Origin of the sequence: Streptomyces sp. NPDC001373 (assembly GCF_042895815.1) — a bacterium.
GTDB lineage: Bacteria > Actinomycetota > Actinomycetes > Streptomycetales > Streptomycetaceae > Streptomyces.
On sequence record NZ_JBIAWQ010000011.1, the window covers coordinates 1 to 13639 of the forward strand.

Here is a 13639-nt window from a genome sequence, read left to right on the forward strand (position 1 = left end):
CAAGCTCCGCTGCTCGACCACCCGCATCACGAGCCTTGTTCAGGCTGTCCTCACCCTGCATCTGGCCAGCTCAGGCTGAAGATGGAAAAGGCTCAATGTCGACCTGCAGATGATGCCGCTGGTCAGCCCCCATCACGCAGGTCTCGGCGGCCCTTTCTGCGTCCTGGAAACCACGGAGCACGAGTGGGCCGGCTATAGCGAGGGCCAGCAATTGGGCCGCGTTCTCTTCGACCCGAAAGACATCAGCGTGCTCCACCAGCGGTATGCCAAACTTCGCATCCAGGCCCTCAATCCTGAGGACAGCACGGGCCTGTTGATGCGAAGGCGAGGCTCCCTGTGAACAGCTCCCAGCTCCGGTGGTTCAAGAGCAGCTACAGCAGCGGGGACGGCGACAACTGCGTCGAGGTCGCCACCTGCACCGACACCGTCCACATCCGGGACTCGAAGCTCACGGCCGGCCCGGAGCTGAAGGTCGGCCCCGCCACCTGGACCGCCTTCCTGGACGGGGTCACCGCCTAAGGCGGCGGAATCGGCCCCGGCGCCGCCACTCCAGGGGCCGGACGCCAGAAGCGCCCGTCAGGCAGGGCCTGACGGGCGCCGAGGAAGTAGTCGGCATCGCGCTGGAACCGGACACCCGGCACGGCGCGGCGGACGTGCGCCCACATACTCGGCGCCACACGGTACTCGCCCGCCACCATCCAGGGATCGTCCCCCAGCACGAAGAGGTGCCTGATCTTCAGGAACTGGTCCCGGGACAGCGAAACGGACTCGACTATCTCCTCGTCCGCGTCACCGAAGCCGGTCAGGTCCCAGACGAGGTTGTAGCCGTCGGCGAATGGATAGTCGCTGCTCACCGACTCAAGCTAGGCCGCGGCCGCGTGCACCCGCACCTTCTTTTACAGCGGGACGGGGGCTTCGGCCGGGGCTGGGGCGGTGCACCCCGCATCGGGGTCGGTGGAGTGTCGGAGGCTTCCCGCCAGTCCACTGTCCTTCCGGTCCGGCCCGCCGGGCATCCGGCCCCGGCTGCGAGCCACCCGGCCACCCCGGGCAGACGGCCGCCCCAGATCGCTACGCGCTCCCCCATATCCCGGCGTCTGACAAGGCCGTCTGGGGCTGATACCCGCGCCGAAGGACGACCAGGACGTCATTCGGTGCCGATAGCCGCAGCTCAGGGTGACCGGAGGCCGGGATTGGGCTGTTCGGGGTGTCAGTTGCTGCGGGCGGTGATGTCGCCGTAGGCGGTGGTCGCCTGGATGGTCAGGGCGGCGGCGCCTTCGGCGTTCTGGAGGGAGTTGCTGATCCGGCCGTAACCGGTGCCGGCGTCCAGGGAGGCGGTGACGCCACGGGCGGCGCCAACCGTGATGTTGCCGTGCTGGGTGGTCAGGGTGACCACACCGCCGGTGGCCTCGGCGATGGCGATCTCGCCCTTCTGGGTGCTGAGATCCGCCGGGCCGCCCAGGCGGCCGAGGGAGATGTCGCCGGACTGGACGGTGACGCGGGCGGAGGCGGTCTCCTCCAGCTGGACCTGGGACTGGGCGGCCTCGATGACGACGTCACCCAGCCGACCCGCGCCCTGGAGCTCGGCGGCGGCCACCTTGGCCTCGACGTGCGAGCCGGCGGGCAGCTGGACGGTGACCTCCACGAAGCCGGAGTTGCCGGTGACCGGGTTCTTCGCCGGGGCGGCGACCACCCGGAGGACCCCGTCGGCGTACGCGACCTCGATCAGCTCGGCGGCCTTCACGTCGCGGCTCTTCGAGGGATCCGCGGGGCGGACCTCGACGGTGGCGTCCTTCCGGTCCCCGGCGGTGATCTGCACGCGACCCGCAGGGATGTCGAGGACGGCGGAGACCGGGGTGGCCGTGGCGAACGTCTGCATGATGCTCTCCTTCATCGGTATCGCGCGCCCTTCCGGCCCGCTACTTTCTGACACGAGAAACGCTACGTTGCATTCCAAGACCTGACAACATCTTCGTTGCGAAAGATCTAGATAAATGCAGGTCAGACTCCTGCAATCGTTGCAACGGCCCTGAATTCAACGCAACGAACTGATGTCGCACATTGCAATGGAGTGCAGGTAAACGCTATGCCCGAGAGCATGAGGACGGCTAGTGTGCGTCCATGGCTTCTCTCATACGGCACATCACCCTCGACTGCCACGACGCTTACGCCCTGGGCCAGTTCTGGGCGGAGGTCCTCAACGGGACCCTCGACAAGGACGACAAGCCCGGTGACCCGATGGCACTGCTCACCACGGAGGGCGGGACGCTCCTGTTCATCCAGGGGCCCGACACCAAGTCCGTGAAGAACCGGGTGCACTTGGACATCCAGCCGCAGGACCGTTCCCGCGACGAGGAAGTGGAACGCCTCCTGGCCCTCGGCGCCACGCTCGTCGGCGACCACCGCAAGCCCGACGGAACCGGCTGGGCGACCCTCGCCGACCCCGAGGGCAACGAGTTCTGCGTGGAACGCAGCGCGGCCGAGCGGAACTAGCCCACACAAAAGGCCCCGACCTCCCTGAGGAGGCCGGGGCCTTGATTGAGCGCTGGGCAGGCCTTGCACCTGCATCCCCCCACAGGAAGTGGGGTGCCTTTCCTTGGACCACCAACGCCAGTCTCACCGCCGGTTTCCCGGCTGCAAGCTCGAGATCGACTTTACACGAGAACCAGCCCTGAAACCATCACAGCCGATCAAGAAGCGGAATCCGCCCGCCATCTGACGATCCCACCATCCCCGAAGCCCCCGCGCCACCTGACAGATCGGCCCGGCACCCCACCCCGAACGCCCCCGGCCGCCGTAGCCTCCCGGCATGATCGATGCACACACCCACGTACGCGTCGCCCGCCCCTCCCGCGACCTCGTCGCCGCCGAGCGGTTCTACGTCGACGGGCTCGGGCTCGACGTCCTGTGGCGGACCTCGGGGCACGTTCCCGGGGAGCACGACCTCGTCATGGTCGGCCCGGCCGGCGGCGGGTGGCACTTCGAGCTCACCCGTGACCCCGAGAACCCGGTCGACCCCTCCCCCACCGTGGACGACCTGTTCGTCGTCTACCTCGGCCAGGCCCCCGACGCGGCCCTCGTGAGCCGCCTCGTCGCCTGCGGTGGGGAGCAGGTCCCGTCCCACAACCCGTACTGGGACGAGTACGGCGTCACCGTCGCCGACCCCGACGGCTACCGCCTCGTCCTCTGCTCCCGCACCTGGGGCTGACCGGCCCCCGCCGCCGACGGCGCGGGGGCGGGCGCGTCAGCCCGCCGACGGGGCGTGGGGCAGGCCGCCGCTCAGGGCGGTGTCCGCGCCCGCGAGGGAGCCCTGGGTGGACTTGGTGGCGCTGCCGGCGGCCGCGGTGGTGACGGCGAGGGCGGTCTTCGTGTCCTGCACCGCCTGGCCCGGGTGACCGGCGATGTCGACGACGCGCTCGACGACGGGCTGGGCCTGGCCCTCGGCGACGGGGCCGTCGGCGGCGTGCGCGGCGACGGGGGTGAGGGTGAGGGCGGCGCCGCCGGTGAGGACCAGGGCGGACAGGGTGCGCTTGATGGCAGTCATGCCCCGCCCAACGACCCCGCCGCACCCCGGGTCACCGCCCACCCTCTCGTTGGTGTGACGCTCCGCCACACCAGGACCCTCGGATATGCCTCTTGCGTAATATGCCCCTCCTGGCATACTCGGAGGGAAGGTGTGTGGACTGGGAAGTGATCGTCGTGGAGCCCGCCCTCTCCTGGCTGCACGCCCTGCGTCAAAACGACCGCCCTACGCTCCTCCAGATCAGCAAGGCCATCACAGCGCTGCGACAAGAGGGTCCGGCGATGGGACGCCCGCTCGTGGACACGGTCAAGGGGTCCCGTCTGCCCAACCTCAAGGAGCTCCGTCCCGGATCGGCCGGTGGCAGTGAGGTGCGGCTGCTGTTCGTCTTCGATCCGCTGCGGCGCGCGGTGTTCCTCGTCGGGGGCGACAAGGCCGGCGACTGGCACGGCTGGTACCTGTCGGCGGTTCCCCGGGCCGAGAGGCGTACGAGGATTACCTGACGGAACTGGAGGAGGACACCGCATGAGCCACAGCCAGGGCAAGGATCGGATGACCGAGGGTGGGCCGAAGGCCGCCCGCTGGGACGACCTCGTCGAGGAGTTCGGCTTCTCCGCCGCAGAACGGGAAGAGGTCGACCGGGGCGCGGCGGAAATGATCGCCGCGGTCCGTGCGCACCGCCTGGCAGAGGTCCGCAAGCGCCGGTACACGACGCAGGTCCAGGTGGCCGAGGCCATGGGGGTCACCCAGGCGCGGGTTTCCCGGATCGAGAACGGCCAGCTGGAGCGCAGTGAGGTCGAGACCCTTGCCGCGTACGTCCGCGCCCTGGGCGGCAAGCTGAAGATCGTGGCCGAGTTCGGGGACGAGCAGTACGTCCTCGGGTGACGGGCGCCCCGGCCAGGGTGCCGCGGCCGGACCGGCGGTTCCCCAGCGGGGCCGCGGCGCACGCCCTCAGTCCTCCACCCCCAGCGAGGGCGTGGACTTCGTCAGGACCTCGCCGCGGAAGAAGGCCGGGCTGCGGCGTTCGGTGATCAGCATGATGACCACGCCCAGGGCCGGCAGGCCGACGCCGATCACGAAGACGCTGCCGACGCCCAGGCCGGGGATGGCGGAGCCGGAGCCGTACGACGGGTCCCAGGCGTCCGTGAGGGTCTTGCTGAAGACCGCCGCCAGCAGCAGGCCGCCCAGGACCGGGAAGACGCCCTTGAAGAACAGGTCGCGGGCGGAGCGGCGCAGGTCGCCCCGGAAGTACCAGGCGCGGGCGAAGGCCGTCAGGGAGCAGTAGAAGCAGATCATCAGGCCGAGCGCGAAGATCGTGTCGGTGAGGACGTACGCGGGATTGCATGATCGTTCCACGTCCACGGGCTTGATTCGCAGGCCCCGGACACGGTGTTCCGGAATGCGGAAACCGCACCGGCGACCGAAATGTCCGTTTGGAAAATTTCCCGAAACAATTTTCCGAGGCAGCTTTCCGCCTAACCCGCCCACACGATCGACTGCACCTCGCTGTAGGCGTGCAGCGCGTACGAGCCCACGTCCCGGCCCACCCCCGACCGCTTGAAGCCGCCGAACGGCGCCTCCATGTTCCGGCCGATCGTGTTCACCCCGACCCCGCCCGCCCGCAGCCGCCGCGCCACCCGGAAGGCGCGCGCCGCGTCACCGGACCACACGTAGCTGATCAGCCCGTAGTCGCTGTCGTTGGCCAGGGCCACCGCCTCGTCCTCGCCCCCGTCGAAGGGGACGACCACGACCACCGGCCCGAAGATCTCCTCCCGCACCACCCGCATGTCGTTGGTGCAGTCCACCAGCAGCGTCGGAGCCACGTAGAAACCGCGCCCCTCCCCCACCACCGGCCGCTCCCCGCCGTACGCGATCCGCGCCCCCTCCTTGCGGCCCAGCTCCACGTACGACTCCACCCGGTCCCGGTGCGCGGCCGAGATCACCGGCCCGACCACCGTCCCCTTCACCGCCGGATCCCCGACCTTCATGAACGCCAGGTACCCCGTCAGCTTCTCCACCAGCTCCGCGTATACCGACCGGTGCACGATCACCCGGGTCGGCGCCGTGCAGATCTGCCCGCTGTAGAAGGAGAAGGTGGTGCCGATGCCCGTTACCGCCGCGTCCAGGTCGGCGTCCTCGAGGACCACCGCCGCGCCCTTGCCGCCCAGCTCCATCAGCTGCCGCTTCATGGACCGCCCGCAGACCTCCGCGATGCGCTGCCCCACCCCCGTCGAACCGGTGAAGGACACCATGTCCACGTACGGGGAGTCCACCGCCGCCTCGCCGACCTCCACGGCCTGCCCCGAGACCACGTTCACCACCCCCGGCGGGATCCCGGCCTCCGCCAGCGCCTCCGCCATCCGGAACACCGACAGCGGGTCCTGCGGGGCCGGCTTGACCACCACCGTGTTCCCCATCGCCAGCGCCGGCGCCACCTTGCCCGCCGGATTCGCCCACGGGTTGTTGTACGAGGTAACGCAGGTGACCACCCCGACCGGCTGGCGCACCTCCAGCGCGCCCAGCACGCCCGCCCTCCCCATCGGTCCGGCCTCGGTGACCTGCGGCGGAAGGCCGCGCTCCACCGGCTCCAGCGCACCCCTCGCGTACCGCCGGAACCGTGACACCCCCACCCCGACCTGCATCCCGCGCGCGATCCCCGTCGGGGCACCCGTCTCCGCCCGGGCCAGCTCCGCCCACGGCTCGAACTCCCGCTGGATGACGTCCGCCGCCCGGTCCAGGATCGCCGCCCGCTTCTCGGGCCGCGTACGGGACCAGCCGCCGAAGGCCTCGGCCGCGGCGCGGGCGGCCTCCTCGACCTGCGCCCGCGAGGCCTCGGGGGCCAGGCCCACCACGGACTCGTCCGCCGGGTTCACCACCTCGTAGTGGCCGCCGTCGGGCTCGACCCACTCCCCGCCGATGTACAGCCGCTGCGCCCTTGCCTCCGCCCGCGTCCGCGTCCGCTCCCCGCTCATCGGGTGCTCACCGTCCTCGTGTCCCGGCCCGACCGGAGGACGATGCCCGGGACCGCGCCGGTCACCTCGTCGTCGCGGATGGTCTCGACCCCGTTGACCCGTACCGACACGATCCCGATCGCCCGGGAGTCCAGGCGCGGGCTGTCCCCGGGCAGGTCGTGGACCAGGGTGGCCGGCCCGGCCTCGATGCGCTCCGGGTCGAAGAGGACCAGGTCCGCGTGCCAGCCCTCGGCGATCCGGCCGCGCTCGCGCAGCCCGAACAGCCGGGCCGGGTCGTCCGTCAGCATCCTCACCGCCTGCTCCAGCGGCACCAGCCTGCGGCCGCGCAGGCAGTCACCGAGGAACCGGGTCGTGTACGGGGCCCCGCACATCCGGTCCAGGTGCGCGCCCGCGTCGGAGCCGCCGAGCAGGACGTCCTCGTGCTGCCAGGTCTCGGCGCGCAGGGCCCAGGTCGCCGGGTCGTTGTCGGTGGGCATCGGCCACAGGACGGTGCGCAGGTCGTCGTTGGCGCAGATCTCGACGAGGCACTGGAAGGCGTCCTGTCCGCGCTCGGCGGCGATGTCGTTCACGACGCGCCCGCTGAGCCCCTCGTTCTCCTTGCTGTACGTGTCGCCGATGACGTACCGCCCGAAGTTCGCGAGGCGCCGGAAGACCCCGGCCTCCTTGCTGTCGGCGCGGCGCAGCATCTCGGCGCGGACGTCCGGGTCGCGGAGCCTGGCGATCCGCTCGGGGACGGGGAGCCCGAGGACCTCGCCCCAGCCCGGGATGAGGTTGAGGGCGCAGAAAGTGCCGAGGGACATGTTCATGGGGGTGAGGATCGGCATGGTCAGCGCCACGATCCGGCCGCCGGCCCTGCGGGCGCGCTCGCTGGGGACCAGCTGGCGCGGGACCCGTTCGGGGACGGCGGCGTCGATCGTGAGCACGTTCCAGTTGAGGGGCCGGCCGGCGGCCGCGCTCATGTCGACGAGGAGGTCGATCTCCTCGTCGGAGAACTGGTCGAGGCAGCCGGCGACGATGGCTTCGAGCTGGGTGCCCTCGTGCTCTCCGACGGCCCGGGAGAGCGCGAGGAGCTCGGCGGGCCCGGCGTGCCGGGAAGCGACGGGGTTGCCGTCGCCGTCGGCATGGGTGGAGGACTGGGTGGTGGACAGGCCCCAGGCACCGGCGTCCATGGCCTCGTGGAGCAGGGCCAGCATCCGGTGCAGCTGGTCGGGGGTGGGGGCGGCGGCGCCCGTGGCGTCCTCGCCCATCACATGGCGGCGCAGGGCGCAGTGGCCGACCATGAACCCGGCGTTGACGGCGATCCGCCCTTCGAGCGCGTCGAGGTACTCGCCGAACCCCGCCCAGGACCAGTCGACCCCTTCTTCGAGAGCGGCCAGGGCCATGCCTTCGACCTTGCTCATCATGCGGCGGGTGTAGTCGGCGTCCTCGGGGCGGTCGGGGTTGAGGGGGGCCAGGGTGAAGCCGCAGTTGCCGCCGGCGACGGTGGTGACGCCGTGGTTCATGGAGGGGGTGGCGTACGGGTCCCAGAAGAGCTGGGCGTCGTAGTGGGTGTGGGGGTCGACGAACCCCGGGGTGAGGACCAGCCCGGTGGCGTCCTCGCTGGTGCGGGCCTCCTCGTCGACGGTGCCGGGGGCGGCGACGACGGCGATGCGGCCGTCGCGTATGCCGACGTCGGCGACGCGGGCGGGGGCGCCGGTGCCGTCGACGACGGTCGCTCCGCGGATGAGGTGGTCGAGCATGGGGTTCCCTTCCGTCCTGGTGTCCCTGTGCCGTTGCCCTGCCGAGCCGGGGGGTGCGGTGTCACGGTGCGGTGCGGGGGGGCGGTGCGGGGGGTGCGGTGTCGCGGTGCGAGGGGGCGGGGGGCGGGCCGCTGCGCGGGGCGGGGTCCCCTGCCCGCCCTTCGCCCGTTCCCCCGGGGCTCCGCCCCCGGACCCCGGTGCAGGCGCTTCGCGCCCGGTGCGCTCGAACGCCGCGCGGGCTGGACCTGTCCAGCCCCGCCGGCGCTCGATGCGCTGGGGGTCCGGGGGAGGAACGGCGAAAGGGCGGGGCGGGGAGAAACACCCCCCGGCCCGGCCCCCCGCTACGCGGACTGGCGGAAGCGGGTCGTGCGGTGGACCGGGTCCGTGTCGATGTGCGGGATGACGTGCTCGCCGATCAGCTTGATCGTCGTCATCGTGTCCTCGTACGACACCCCGGTCGGCAGGCCGAAGGACAGCTGGTCCGCCCCCGCCTGCTCCCACCGCTTGCACTGGGCCCGCACCTCCGACGGGTCACCGCAGATCAGCAGTTCCTCCGCGATCAGGAGCTCGATGATCTCCGCGTTGTACTCCGGCAGGGTCTCGGGCCACTGCGGGATCGCCTCCGGCCGCGGGAACGTGTCGTGGTAGCGGAAGACCAGCGACTGGAAGCGGTTCATGTTCGCGTTGACCGCGATCTCGACCGCCTTCTCGTGCGTCTCCGCACAGATCGCGGTCGAGGTGACCATGACGTTGTCGTTCACGAAGGCGCCGATCGCCCTGGCCTCCTGGATCGCCGTCTTGTACTGCTCCAGCACCCACTCCATGTCGGAGACCTTCTGGACGCTGAAGCCCAGCACCCCGAGGCCCTTCTTCGCCGCCATCGCGTACGAGGAGGGGGAGCCGGCGGCGTACCACATGGCCGGGTGGGCCTTGCCGTACGGCTTGGGGAAGATCTTGCGCGGGGGCAGCGACCAGTGCTTGCCCTGGAACCCCTCGTACTCCTCCTGGAGGAACATCTTGGGGAATTCCGCGATGGTCTCCTCCCAGATCTCCTTGGTGTGGTTCATGTCCGTGATGCCGGGCAGGAAGCCGAGGATCTCGTGGCTGCCGGCCCCGCGCCCGGTGCCGAACTCGAAGCGGCCCTTGGAGAGGTGGTCGAGCATGGTGACCTTCTCGGCGACCTTCACCGGGTGGTTCACCGGGGCGAGCGGGTTGAAGATGCCGGAGCCGAGGTGGATGCGCTCGGTGGCGGCGGCGAGGTAGCCGAGGAAGACCTCGTTCGCCGAGAGGTGGGAGTACTCCTCCAGGAAGTGGTGCTCGGAGGCCCAGGCGTACTTGAAGCCGGACTGGTCGGCCTGGATGACGTACTGGGTCTCCTCGAGCAGCGCCTTGTGCTCCGCCTCGGGGTCGACCTTGGACCGCGCCTCAGGCACGTATCCCTGCACGAAGAGCCCGAATTCCACGGGGTTCACCGTCCTTAGGTTTCTGACGTTGCGTCAGATTCGATGGGTCCGACTGTTCCACCGCGCGGTGGGGGCGTCAAGAGCGGTGGCGGGCACATCTGATGAGCCGTCAGATATGGGCTGGGGCGGGGTCCCTCAGAGGATGCTGACCCCCGCCATCCAGCCCCCGTCGATGACGAACGGCTGGCCGGTGATGTACGAGGAGTCCTCGGACGTCAGGAACAGCGCCAGCCTCGCGATCTCCTCCGGCCGCCCGACCCGCCCCAGCGGCACCACCCGCCGGTACAGGTCCGCCATCGACTCCCGGGCCTCGTCCGTCAGCCCGGCCGGGTCCAGCAGACCCGGGTTGGCCATGGGGGTGTCCACCGCGCCCGGGCACATGGCGTTGACCCGGATGTTCTTCGCGGCCAGCTCCAGCGCCGCCACCCGCGTCAGCCCGAGGATCGCCGCCTTCGTCGCCGCGTAGGCGCCCACGTACGCCATGCCCGTCAGGCCCGTGTACGAGGAGGTGTTGACGATCGTGCCGCCGCCCGCCGCCTCGATCTCCGGGGCGATCGCCTTGATCCCGAGGAAGGCGCCGACCTGGTTCACCTGCACCACCTGCCGGAACTCCTCCAGCGGGGTCGAGGTCAGCTCGTTGAACCGCAGGATGCCCGCGTTGTTGACCAGCCCGTCGACCCGGCCGAAGGCCTCCTTCGCGACGGCCACGGCGGCCGCCCAGTCCTCCTCCCGGCTCACGTCCAGCCGGACGTACCGCACCCGGTCCCCGCCCCACTCCTCGGCGGTCTCCTCCGCGATCTCCTCGGCGACGGCGGCACCCTGCTCGTCGAGCACGTCGCCGAGCACCACCCTCGCCCCCTCGGCGGCGAAAAGCCGCGCCTCCTGCTCCCCCTGGCCCCGCGCCGCACCGGTGATGACGACGACACGCCCGTCCAGCTTGCCCATGGCTGCTCCCTCAGTCGGTCGGATCGGTCGGACGGGCCGGGCCGACGGGGGCGCCCGGGTCGATCGGGCCGCTCCCGTCGCCCGGGCCGCTCCGGCCGTCGAGCAACGGGGCCACCTCGGCCCCGAACGCCGTGATCTGGTCCACCAGCTCGGCGCGGTCGCGGCTGCGGAAGCGGACCTGGATCTGGTCCACGCCCAGCGCCCGGTACTCCCGCAGGGACTCGGCGAGCGCCTCCGCCTTCCCGGTGAGCGTGCGCCGGCCCGTGTCCCAGCCGGGCTCGCCGACGTAGAGGGGCTCGGCGATCGCCCCCACCTCGAAGGGTCCCTCCACCCCGGCCGCCTCCCGCAGTTCGCGGATCCGGGCGACCTGCGCGGGGATCCGGTCGCGCGGGTCGCCTTGCGGGAGCCAGCCGTCCCCGCGCACGGCGGCCCGGCGGACCGCGGCGGGCGAGGACCCGCCGACCCAGACGGGTATCCGCCGCTGGGCGGGGCGGGGCAGCTGGCCAAGGTCCCGGAAGGAGAACCGTTCCCCCTCGAACTCGGGGAACTCCTCCGGGCCGAGGGCGGCGCGCAGCGCGTCCAGGGTCTCGTCGAGGACCGGCCCGCGGCCCTCGAAGTCCGCCCCGAGCACCTCGAACTCCTCCCGCACGTGCCCGGCCCCGACCCCGAGCACCAGGCGGCCTCCGGAGAGGTGGTCGAGGGTCGCGTACTGCTTGGCGGTGGCCAGCGGGTGGCGCAGGCCGACGATCGCGACGTGGCTCAGCAGCCGCACCCGCTCGGTGACGCCCGCCAGGAAGGCCAGGGTGGCCACCGGGTCGTACCAGACGGTGCCCATGGGCCCGGCGAGCCTGCGCGGGATGGCCACGTGGTCGCAGGTGGCCAGGTACCCGAAGCCGGCCCGGTCGGCGGCCCGCGCCACCGCGACGAGATCCGCCGCGCCGGCCGAGGCCTCCCAGGGCTCGGCGTAGATGGTGCTCTGCGACTGGACCGGGAGCTGCATCCCGTACGCCAGCCGGCCTTCCGGAAACACGCGTGCCATGGCCGTCCGTCCCCGTCTCGTGGTGGTGGATCGTGAGGGTGGTGGATGGTGGTGGTGGATGGGGGTGGTGGTGGATGGTGGTCGCCGCCGTCGTCGCCGTGTTCTTCGCCCTCGTCCCCGGCCGTGCGCGGTGCGGGGGCGGTGGCGACCGCCGGAACGGCGCACCTGCGTCGCCGGGTCATCGTCGTAGCTGACGGGCCGTCAGGCAAGGCGTCGGGCGGGACCGGAGGGAACAGGCGCGACCGTTGGCCCCGCGCGGCGCAGCGCCTAGGGTGTGCGCCCGTGGAACTGACACTGACCCTCGTCAGCGGGCTGGCCTGGACCCTCGTGTACGTCGAGGCGATCCGGGTCGGACTCCGGGACCGTACGTACGCCGTCCCCGTCGCCGCCCTCGCGCTGAACCTCGCCTGGGAGGCCACCTACGCCGTCGGCGACCTCCGCTCCGGCCTCTCCCCGCAGGGCGTGGTCAACGTGGTGTGGGCCGCCGCCGACCTGGTGATCGTCTCCACGTACCTGCGGTACGGGCGTGCCGAACTGCCCGCCTTCGTGACCCGGCCGGTGTTCGCGGCGTGGAGCGCGCTCGTCTTCGCGACGGGCTTCGCCGTGCAGTGGCTGTTCCTCGCGCAGTTCGGCGCACACGACGCCTCCCGCTACGCCGCCTTCCTGCAGAACCTGCTGATGTCGGGGCTGTTCCTGGGCCTGTACGCCGCCCGGCGCGGCCCGCGCGGGCAGTCGCTGCTGATCGCCGTCGCCAAGTGGCTGGGCACCCTCGCGCCGACCGTGCTGTTCGGGGTGATGGAGGGGTCCGGCTTCATCCTGGGGCTGGGCGCGCTGTGCTCCGTCTTCGACCTCGCGTACATCGGGCTGCTGGCCCTGGGGAAGCGGTGGGACGCGGGACCTGAGGGAGCAGCGCTCAGAAGCCGGCCGGACCCATCGCGATGACCGGGTGGGCCGCCGGGTCCAGGGTTTCAAGGAGCTGCTTCATCGCCGCCTTCGGCAGACCGACGCAGCCATGGGAGGGGCCGTCGTGGTCCACGTGGAGCCAGATGTTGCCGCCCCTGCCCTTGCCGTCCGGCATGACCGGGTCCAGCGGGGACACGCCCTGGCGGCGGTTGTAGTCGATGGCCACGACGTAGTCGAAGGAACCGGCGAGGGACTCACCGTTCACCCCGAGGCCCGTGGCGACGAAGCCGGAGTCCCGGTCGTACGGGAGCTTGGTGCCGGGCGGCGCGGAGAGCAGGCCCCCCGCGTCGCTGAGGGAGAACACGCCCTGCGGGGAGGTCAGGTCCCCGTACGCGCGCTCGGTGGACCAGCCCTTGGCACCGTTGCGGGCCGGCCACTGCGCTGCCCGGACCCAGTCCGCGCCGGGCGCGGGGCGGGTGTACAGGGCGGCGGTGGACTCCGAGGAGTCCTTGGCCTTGCCTGTGACGAGGACCAGCTGGCGCGCCTCGGCCGGGATACGGGCCCGGGTGGACTCGCTGAGGGCGGCCGCCGGGAGCCCCTGGAGGACGTCGGGACGCCGGCCGCCGCGCGCGGCGTGCTGCGGGGCATCGGCGTGGACCTTGGGGCGGCCGTCGGAACGGGCCGGCGGCACGGGCGCGCCGGGCTGCTCGTAGAGGGCGTGCACCCATCCGGCCCCGAAGAGCAGCAGCCCGGCGGTGGCCACCAGCACCAGCGCCCGGGACGGCCGCCCGGCCGCCGCCCCCCGCCGCCGGGCGGACCCACGGCGCCGCCCGCCGCGTTCCGGCGTACGGGCACGGGGGCTGGAGGCGGGACCGGTTCCGGATCCGGCGCGGCGGTGCTTGCTCATCCCACCGACGGTACATCAGCTGATCACGTCCACCGGCGATCCGGGTTCCGCTTCCAGGAGGGGTTACCCCGATGGGGGGTTGGGGTGGGGCGGCGGTGGGGATGTCGGGCGGTGGCTTCGGCCGGGGGTGGGCGGTGCACCCTGCGCCGGGGCC

Annotated in this window: 15 protein-coding genes and 2 pseudogenes; 7 read left to right on the forward strand and 10 right to left on the reverse strand. The window is 71.8% G+C overall.

What is annotated here, in order from left to right:
* Positions 1 to 100 precede the first annotated feature (100 nt).
* Both ACFY15_RS23765 and ACFY15_RS23770 read left to right on the forward strand, forming a co-directional pair.
* A pseudogene (locus tag ACFY15_RS23765) lies at positions 101 to 340 on the forward strand (Scr1 family TA system antitoxin-like transcriptional regulator); the annotation flags it as partial.
* A complete protein-coding gene (locus ACFY15_RS23770; protein WP_390687780.1) occupies positions 337 to 519 on the forward strand; it encodes a DUF397 domain-containing protein in 183 nt (60 codons plus the stop codon). The pseudogene ACFY15_RS23765 and the gene ACFY15_RS23770, both read left to right, overlap by 4 nt.
* Here ACFY15_RS23770 and ACFY15_RS23775 read toward each other — a convergent pair.
* Positions 516 to 854, reverse strand: coding sequence for a hypothetical protein (locus ACFY15_RS23775; protein ID WP_390687781.1), 339 nt, complete (start codon positions 852 to 854; stop codon positions 516 to 518). The two genes, ACFY15_RS23770 and ACFY15_RS23775, sit on opposite strands and share 4 nt — an antisense overlap.
* A gap of 353 nt (positions 855 to 1207) precedes the next feature.
* Complete coding sequence (locus ACFY15_RS23780; protein WP_390687782.1) at positions 1208 to 1876, reverse strand: DUF4097 family beta strand repeat-containing protein; 669 nt, start codon at positions 1874 to 1876, stop codon at positions 1208 to 1210.
* 242 nt (positions 1877 to 2118) lie between these two features.
* On the opposite strand from ACFY15_RS23780, the gene ACFY15_RS23785 reads away from it, so the two are divergent.
* Both ACFY15_RS23785 and ACFY15_RS23790 read left to right on the forward strand, forming a co-directional pair.
* Complete coding sequence (locus ACFY15_RS23785) at positions 2119 to 2490, forward strand: VOC family protein (RefSeq protein WP_390687783.1); 372 nt, start codon at positions 2119 to 2121, stop codon at positions 2488 to 2490.
* A 316-nt stretch (positions 2491 to 2806) separates the two neighbouring features.
* Positions 2807 to 3205 carry a VOC family protein gene (locus ACFY15_RS23790; RefSeq protein WP_390687784.1) on the forward strand — a complete coding sequence of 133 codons (399 nt, stop codon included), beginning with the start codon at positions 2807 to 2809 and terminating at the stop codon, positions 3203 to 3205.
* Positions 3206 to 3241: 36 nt separating this feature from the next.
* Here the strand turns inward: ACFY15_RS23790 and ACFY15_RS23795 are convergent, their stop codons facing one another.
* Positions 3242 to 3541: a hypothetical protein gene (locus tag ACFY15_RS23795; RefSeq protein WP_390687785.1), complete on the reverse strand. Its 300-nt coding sequence runs from the start codon at positions 3539 to 3541 to the stop codon at positions 3242 to 3244.
* A gap of 134 nt (positions 3542 to 3675) precedes the next feature.
* Between ACFY15_RS23795 and ACFY15_RS23800 the strand changes: the two genes are divergently transcribed.
* Both ACFY15_RS23800 and ACFY15_RS23805 read left to right on the forward strand, forming a co-directional pair.
* Positions 3676 to 4020 carry a type II toxin-antitoxin system RelE/ParE family toxin gene (locus ACFY15_RS23800; RefSeq protein ID WP_390687786.1) on the forward strand — a complete coding sequence of 115 codons (345 nt, stop codon included), beginning with the start codon at positions 3676 to 3678 and terminating at the stop codon, positions 4018 to 4020.
* 22 nt (positions 4021 to 4042) lie between these two features.
* The gene (locus ACFY15_RS23805) at positions 4043 to 4402 is read left to right on the forward strand and encodes a helix-turn-helix domain-containing protein (protein WP_390687787.1); all 360 of its coding nucleotides are present in this window, start codon (positions 4043 to 4045) and stop codon (positions 4400 to 4402) included.
* Between the two features lie 66 nt (positions 4403 to 4468).
* Here the strand turns inward: ACFY15_RS23805 and ACFY15_RS23810 are convergent.
* The 6 genes and pseudogenes from ACFY15_RS23810 to ACFY15_RS23835 all read right to left on the reverse strand — a co-directional run.
* A pseudogene (locus ACFY15_RS23810) lies at positions 4469 to 4849 on the reverse strand (amino acid transporter); the annotation flags it as partial.
* A gap of 143 nt (positions 4850 to 4992) precedes the next feature.
* A complete protein-coding gene (locus ACFY15_RS23815; protein WP_390687788.1) occupies positions 4993 to 6489 on the reverse strand; it encodes an aldehyde dehydrogenase family protein in 1497 nt (498 codons plus the stop codon).
* A complete protein-coding gene (locus ACFY15_RS23820) occupies positions 6486 to 8228 on the reverse strand; it encodes an amidohydrolase family protein (RefSeq protein ID WP_390687789.1) in 1743 nt (580 codons plus the stop codon). The genes ACFY15_RS23815 and ACFY15_RS23820 overlap by 4 nt, the downstream gene beginning before the upstream one ends.
* Positions 8229 to 8569: 341 nt before the next feature.
* Positions 8570 to 9691, reverse strand: a complete 1122-nt coding sequence (locus ACFY15_RS23825; RefSeq protein ID WP_390687986.1) for an LLM class flavin-dependent oxidoreductase — start codon at positions 9689 to 9691, stop codon at positions 8570 to 8572.
* 135 nt (positions 9692 to 9826) lie between these two features.
* Positions 9827 to 10636, reverse strand: a complete 810-nt coding sequence (locus tag ACFY15_RS23830; protein ID WP_390687790.1) for an SDR family NAD(P)-dependent oxidoreductase — start codon at positions 10634 to 10636, stop codon at positions 9827 to 9829.
* Positions 10637 to 10646: 10 nt separating this feature from the next.
* Positions 10647 to 11675: a TIGR03619 family F420-dependent LLM class oxidoreductase gene (locus tag ACFY15_RS23835; protein ID WP_390687791.1), complete on the reverse strand. Its 1029-nt coding sequence runs from the start codon at positions 11673 to 11675 to the stop codon at positions 10647 to 10649.
* Positions 11676 to 11957: 282 nt separating this feature from the next.
* Here ACFY15_RS23835 and ACFY15_RS23840 point away from each other — a divergent pair, with 282 nt between their 5' ends.
* Entirely contained in the window at positions 11958 to 12617 is a 660-nt protein-coding gene (locus ACFY15_RS23840; RefSeq protein ID WP_390687792.1) for a hypothetical protein, read from the forward strand.
* Here ACFY15_RS23840 and ACFY15_RS23845 read toward each other — a convergent pair.
* Positions 12589 to 13485: a L,D-transpeptidase family protein gene (locus ACFY15_RS23845; protein WP_390687793.1), complete on the reverse strand. Its 897-nt coding sequence runs from the start codon at positions 13483 to 13485 to the stop codon at positions 12589 to 12591. The genes ACFY15_RS23840 and ACFY15_RS23845 overlap by 29 nt on opposite strands.
* Between the last annotated feature and the right edge of the window lie 154 nt (positions 13486 to 13639).

Coding starts and splice junctions, on each gene's coding strand:
- ACFY15_RS23780 (WP_390687782.1), bottom strand. CDS start 1,876: ATGCAGACGTTCGCCACGGCCACCCCGGTCTCCGCCGTCCTCGACATC.
- ACFY15_RS23785 (WP_390687783.1), top strand. CDS start 2,119: ATGGCTTCTCTCATACGGCACATCACCCTCGACTGCCACGACGCTTAC.
- ACFY15_RS23790 (WP_390687784.1), top strand. CDS start 2,807: ATGATCGATGCACACACCCACGTACGCGTCGCCCGCCCCTCCCGCGAC.
- ACFY15_RS23795 (WP_390687785.1), bottom strand. CDS start 3,541: ATGACTGCCATCAAGCGCACCCTGTCCGCCCTGGTCCTCACCGGCGGC.
- ACFY15_RS23805 (WP_390687787.1), top strand. CDS start 4,043: ATGAGCCACAGCCAGGGCAAGGATCGGATGACCGAGGGTGGGCCGAAG.
- ACFY15_RS23815 (WP_390687788.1), bottom strand. CDS start 6,489: ATGAGCGGGGAGCGGACGCGGACGCGGGCGGAGGCAAGGGCGCAGCGG.
- ACFY15_RS23820 (WP_390687789.1), bottom strand. CDS start 8,228: ATGCTCGACCACCTCATCCGCGGAGCGACCGTCGTCGACGGCACCGGC.
- ACFY15_RS23830 (WP_390687790.1), bottom strand. CDS start 10,636: ATGGGCAAGCTGGACGGGCGTGTCGTCGTCATCACCGGTGCGGCGCGG.
- ACFY15_RS23835 (WP_390687791.1), bottom strand. CDS start 11,675: ATGGCACGCGTGTTTCCGGAAGGCCGGCTGGCGTACGGGATGCAGCTC.
- ACFY15_RS23845 (WP_390687793.1), bottom strand. CDS start 13,485: ATGAGCAAGCACCGCCGCGCCGGATCCGGAACCGGTCCCGCCTCCAGC.